Raw genomic sequence first — 5294 nt, 5'->3', positions numbered from 1 at the left:
CTCGGCGTCGGCGGTGGCGCGCAGGGCGAGGGCGGGGGCGACCGCCTCGGCGGCCTGGGCCCGCTCCAGGCGGGCCAGCTCGGCGGCGTGTTCCGGCGCCCGGGCGGCCAGCGCGGCCGCGCGCTCGGTGGCGGCCGCGTGCTCCCGCTGGAGCCTGGCGCGCTCTGCCGTCTCGGCGTGCCGGCGCTCGGCCTCGGCGCGCCAGGACTCCGCCCGCTCCAGGGCGACGGTGGCGACGGTGTGCCGCTCCCGGGCCGCGCAGCGGGCCTGGGCGGCCCAGCCGAGGAGCCGGTGGGCCGGGTCGACGCCCGCGGTGGCCTCCGCCGGGTCGGGGACCGGGCCGAGTTCCTCGGTGTCGGGCCCGGCGGCCTGGAGGATCCGGTTGGCGAGGGCGAGCAGCCGTTCGTCGGCGGCGCGGACGCGGTGGGCGGCGGCGGCGCGCCGCTCGGCGAGGTGGGCCTCGGCGGCGGCGAACCTGTGGGTGCCGAAGAGGCGGCCGAGCAGCTTGGCCCGGTCCTCGGCGCTGGCCCGCAGGAAGCGGGCGAACTCCCCCTGGGGCAGCAGGACGACCTGGCAGAACTGCTCGCGGCTCATGCCGAGCAGCGCGCCGAGCTCCTCGGCGATCTCCTGGTGGGAGCGGCTGAGGGCGCGCCAGCCGCCGGTGGCCGGGTCGTGTTCGCGGAGCAGGGCGTGGGCCCGCTCGCGGGTGGTGCCCGCGCCGCGGCGCTTGGGGCGCTCCTGCTCGGGGCGGCGGGTGATCTCCAGGCGGCGCCCGCCGAGGGTGAGGTCGAGCACCACCTCGGTGGTGGTGTCGGCGGCGGCGTGGTCGCTGCGCAGGGCGAGGGCGGCGCCCTGCCGGGCGCCGGGCACGGAGCCGTAGAGCGCGAAGCAGACGGCGTCCAGGATGGAGGTCTTGCCGGCGCCGGTGGGGCCGTGGAAGAGGAAGAGGCCGGCGGCGGACAGCCGGTCGAAGTCGACGTGCTGGCTGGTGGAGAAGGGGCCGAAGGCGGTGAGGGTGAGCCGGTGCAGGCGGATGGCTCAGCCCTCCCCGGCGCGGGCGGCCTCGAGGGCGGCGGCCAGCTCGGCGCGCTCCCGCTCGTCGGGCGCGGCGCCGCCGCGGACGTGGGTGACGAAGTCCTCGGCGACCTGCTGGTCGGTGCGGCCGCGCAGCCGCTGGGCGTAGGAGGCCCGCGGGGCCGCCGGGTCGCGCTCGGGCTCGAAGACGAGGCTGAGGACGTGCGGGAAGCGCTCGGCGAGGCGGGCCATGGGCTCCTCGGGCCTGGCGGGGTCGGTGAGGGTGGCCTCGACCCACGCGGCCTCGTGGACGCCGAGTGCGGGGTCGGTGAGGAGCGCTTCGAGCCGGCCGCGGAGGCGGGCGAGCGGGCGGGGCACCGGGCAGTCGACGCGTTCGGCGGCGAGCTCGCCGGCCGGGCCGAGGTCGATCAGCCACATGGACTTGCGGTGGCCGGCCTCGGAGAACGAGTAGGCGAGGGGCGAACCCGAGTAGCGCAGCCGCTCGGTGATGGTCTGGCAGCCGTGCAGGTGGCCGAGGGCGACGTAGTCGACGCCGGCGAACAGCGCGGCGGGCACGGCGGCCGTGCCGCCGACGCTGATGTCGCGCTCGCTGTCGCAGCCGGTGCCGCCGGTGACGAAGGCGTGGGCCAGGACGACGGACCTGGTGCCGGCGGGGCGGCCGGCGAGATCGGCGCGGACCCGCTCCATGGCGGCGCCGAGCACGGCGCCGTGCCCGCCGGCGCCGGCGCCCAACTCCTCGCGGACCAGAGCGGGTTCGAGGTAGGGCAGGCCGTAGCAGGCGACGGCGCCGTGGTCGTCGGCGAGCAGCACGGGGGTGCCGCAGCCGGCCGGGTCCGTGCGCAGGTGGACGCCGGCGCGGCCGATCAGGCCGGCGCCCACGCCGAGCCGGTGCGGCGAGTCGTGGTTGCCGGAGATCATCACAGTGGGCACGCCGAGCTCGGCGAGCCGGTGCAGGGCGTCGTCGAACAGCCGGACGGCGGCCAGCGGGGGGACGGCCCGGTCGTAGACGTCCCCGGCGACGAGCACCGCGTCGACCTCGCGCTCCCTGACGGTGGCCACCAGGTGGTCGAGGAACCCGCGTTGGGCCTCGGCCAGGCCGGCCCGGTGCAGCGAGCGGCCGAGGTGCCAGTCGGAGGTGTGCAACAGCCTCACCGCGGCGCCCTCCGCGTGCTCGCCGCCGCCCCGCCCCCACGCTCCGCCATGCGCCGCCGCTCCCCTGCTCCCGCCCCCGGGCCGGTGCCCGACGATCACCGGTCAGTCTGCCACCGGGGTCTGACAGTCGGTCCTGGGACGGGGGGAACGGGAGGACGGAGGACGGGGGGACGCGGGACGGCGGTCCGGTGGACGGCTACGGGGTCCAGTCGCCGAGCCAGCTGGCCTGGGTGTAGGAGCCCGCCTGAGAGTCCGTCAGCTGCGGTCGGTCGGAGCCGCCGGCGCCGGAGCCCGCCCCGGTGTTGCGGTACTCGGCGAACCGGTCGTCGCGCCAGGAGAAGCCGCTCATGTCGGTCCACGGCGCGGTGCGGACGGCCGCGCTGAGCTGGGTGTTGCGGACGATGCCCTGCGGGTCGAGGGAGGCGTCGCCGCCGGCGTGCCAGGGGCGTCCCAGGTGGAAGGTGCGGTCGGTGACCGAACCGGTGACGGTGCTGTTGGTGACGAGGAAGCCGTTGAACTGCGGGGCGGTGGAGGGCGCCATCACATAGCCGCCCGAGCTGCCGTCGGGCCGCCTGGTGACCTCGATCACCGAGTTGGTGATGACGGCGGTGGCGCGGCCGAAGATGAAGTCGACGTTGCCGCGGATCGTGGATCCGGTGATGAGGACGCGGCCCCTGGTGTCCCGGTTCGCGGTGTCGAGCAGCAGGGTGTCCTGGTCGCCGTTGACGACGACGTTCTCCAGCCGGATCCGGTCGGCGCGGGTGCGCAGCGCGACGGCCTGGTGGCCCGCCTGGTTGGCGTGCGCGACCTCGTCGAAGTCGTTGGCGAAGGTGAGGTTGCGGGCCGTGAAGTCGTTGGCGTCGGCCATGAAGGTGGCGCTGCCGCTGGTGCCGTAGGTGGTGCCGTCCGGCCTGGTGGTGCCGGCCGAGTTGTTGTAGACGATGGTCACCTGGGACGGTGAGCTGCCGCTGCCGACCAGCCGGATGTTCGGCTTGTTGCTGGGGATCTGGACGGTCTCACGGTAGGTGCCCGGGCGCACCGTGATGGTGACGAGGCTGGAGTTGCCGGCCGGGACCGCGTTCACGGCGGCCTGCACGGTGGTGTGGGTGCCGCTGCCGTCCTTGGCGACCACGAGGTCGACGGCGGGCGCGACGTCGGCCTGGGCGGCCTGGCCGGGCAGCAGCAGGGCGCCGGCGGCCAGGGCCAGGGTGGCGAGGATGGCCGCCCGACGTCCGCGGCGGTGCGGGGTGGGGTTCATGGAGGATCCGTTTCTGGCGAGGACCTGACACCTGCTGGTCGCCACAGGACGGCCGAAGGTTGCCCACCGGAGCGCCGCCGCGACGCGGGGTCCCGACCGGGAATAGTGGGGCCCCGAGCGATGTTGTCGCGGGTGATTCAAGGTTCAACTATCTGTTCGGCCAGCTGGGAGTGGTGACGATGACCGGGATGCAGTTCGGGATCTTCAGCGTGGGAGACGTCACGCCCGATCCGACCACGGGCCGCACCCCCACCGAGCGTGAGCGCGTCAAGGCCATGGTCGCCATGGCCCAGCGGGCCGAGGAGGTCGGTCTCGACGTCTTCGCGACCGGCGAGCACCACAATCCGCCGTTCGTGCCCTCCTCCCCCACCACCATGCTCGGCTGGATCGCCGCCCGCACCGAGCGGCTGATCCTCTCCACCGCGACGACGTTGATCACCACCAACGACCCGGTCAAGATCGCCGAGGACTTCGCCATGCTCCAGCACCTGGCCGACGGGCGCGTCGACCTGATGCTGGGCCGCGGCAACACCGGCCCCGTGTACCCCTGGTTCGGCCAGGACATCCGCGAGGGCATCAACCTGGCCATCGAGAACTACGCCCTGCTGCACAAGCTGTGGCGCGAGGACGTCGTGGACTGGGAGGGCGGTTTCCGCACCCCGCTCCAGGGCTTCACCTCGACGCCGCGCCCGATGGACGGCGTGCCGCCCTTCGTCTGGCACGGTTCCATCCGCAGCCCCGAGATCGCCGAGCAGGCCGCCTTCTACGGCGACGGCTTCTTCTCGAACCACATCTTCTGGCCCAAGGAGCACACCCAGCGGATGGTCGAGCTCTACCGCTCGCGCTTCGCCCACTACGGCCACGGCACGCCGGAGCAGGCCGTCGTCGGCCTCGGCGGCCAGGTGTTCATGCGGCCCAACTCGCAGGACGCGGTGCGGGAGTTCCGGCCCTACTTCGACAACGCCCCGGTCTACGGCCACGGCCCCTCGCTCGAGGAGTTCACCGCCCAGACCCCGCTCACCGTGGGCACGCCCGAGCAGGTCGTCGAGAAGACCCTGAGGTTCCGCGAGTACGTCGGCGACTACCAGCGGCAGCTGTTCCTGGTCGACCACGCGGGCCTGCCGCTGAAGACCGTCCTGGAGCAGATCGACATGCTGGGCCAGGAGGTCGTCCCGGTGCTGCGCGAGGAGTTCGCCAAGCGCCGGCCGGCCGAGGTGCCGGACGCGCCGACCCACGAGGCGCTGGTGCGCGCCGCGGCGACGCCCGAGGGGGCGACCACCGCATGAGGATCGCCGTCGTCTCCTCCGGACTGAGCGTGCCGTCGTCCACCCGGCTGCTGGCCGACCGCCTCGCGGCGGCCACCGCCGGGCGGCTGGACGGCGCGGAGGTCACGGTCGTCGAACTCCGCGAGCTCGCCGTCGAGATCGCCAACCACCTCACCAACGGCTTCCCGGGGCCGCGGCTGGCCGCCGCGATCGATACCGTCACCGGCGCGGACGGGCTGATCGTCGTCACGCCCGTCTTCTCCGCGTCCTACAGCGGCCTGTTCAAGTCGTTCTTCGACGTGCTCGAGCCCGAGGCGCTGGCCGGCAGGCCGGTGCTGATCGGGGCCACCGGCGGCACGCCGCGCCACTCGCTGGTGCTCGAGCACGCGCTGCGGCCGCTGTTCGCCTACCTGCGGGCCGTCGTCGTCCCGACCGGGGTCTACGCGGCCTCGCAGGACTGGGGCACGGAGGGCGACGGCTACGCGGACGGCCTCGCCGACCGGGTGGACCGCGCCGCGACCGAGCTCGCCGCCCTGCTGTCGCCGGCCGCCGGGAGCCGCGGCACGGCCCCGGCCGCCGCCGAG

At 74.9% G+C, this 5294-nt stretch carries 5 protein-coding genes; 2 read left to right on the top strand and 3 right to left on the bottom strand.

What is annotated here, in order from left to right; genetic code table 11:
* The 3 genes from ACYVPE_RS39165 to ACYVPE_RS39155 all read right to left on the bottom strand — a co-directional run.
* Positions 1 to 1035: AAA family ATPase (locus tag ACYVPE_RS39165; protein ID WP_461038621.1), on the bottom strand; the 1035-nt coding region annotated here is incomplete at its 3' end.
* 3 nt (positions 1036 to 1038) lie between these two features.
* Positions 1039 to 2187, bottom strand: coding sequence for an exonuclease SbcCD subunit D (locus ACYVPE_RS39160; RefSeq protein ID WP_461038619.1), 1149 nt, complete (start codon positions 2185 to 2187; stop codon positions 1039 to 1041).
* A gap of 196 nt (positions 2188 to 2383) precedes the next feature.
* Positions 2384 to 3445 (bottom strand): pectinesterase family protein, encoded by a 1062-nt coding sequence (locus ACYVPE_RS39155; RefSeq protein ID WP_461038618.1) that lies wholly within the window; start codon positions 3443 to 3445, stop codon positions 2384 to 2386.
* Positions 3446 to 3633: 188 nt separating this feature from the next.
* Here ACYVPE_RS39155 and ACYVPE_RS39150 point away from each other — a divergent pair, with 188 nt between their 5' ends.
* Together ACYVPE_RS39150 and ACYVPE_RS39145 are read left to right on the top strand one after the other, a co-directional pair.
* Positions 3634 to 4731 (top strand): LLM class flavin-dependent oxidoreductase, encoded by a 1098-nt coding sequence (locus tag ACYVPE_RS39150; protein WP_461038620.1) that lies wholly within the window; start codon positions 3634 to 3636, stop codon positions 4729 to 4731.
* Positions 4728 to 5294: FMN reductase (locus ACYVPE_RS39145; protein WP_461038617.1), on the top strand; the 567-nt coding region annotated here is incomplete at its 3' end. The genes ACYVPE_RS39150 and ACYVPE_RS39145, both read left to right, overlap by 4 nt.

It is taken from the genome of Streptomyces mayteni (genome assembly GCF_054783955.1).
The sequence above is the reverse complement of the archived record's forward strand: the minus strand, read 5'-3'. Positions and strand labels throughout refer to the sequence as shown.

Bases quoted from the DNA above. Each gene is read 5' to 3' on its own strand.
- ACYVPE_RS39150 (WP_461038620.1), top strand. From the start codon at position 3,634: ATGCAGTTCGGGATCTTCAGCGTGGGAGACGTCACGCCCGATCCGACC.
- ACYVPE_RS39155 (WP_461038618.1), bottom strand. From the start codon at position 3,445: ATGAACCCCACCCCGCACCGCCGCGGACGTCGGGCGGCCATCCTCGCC.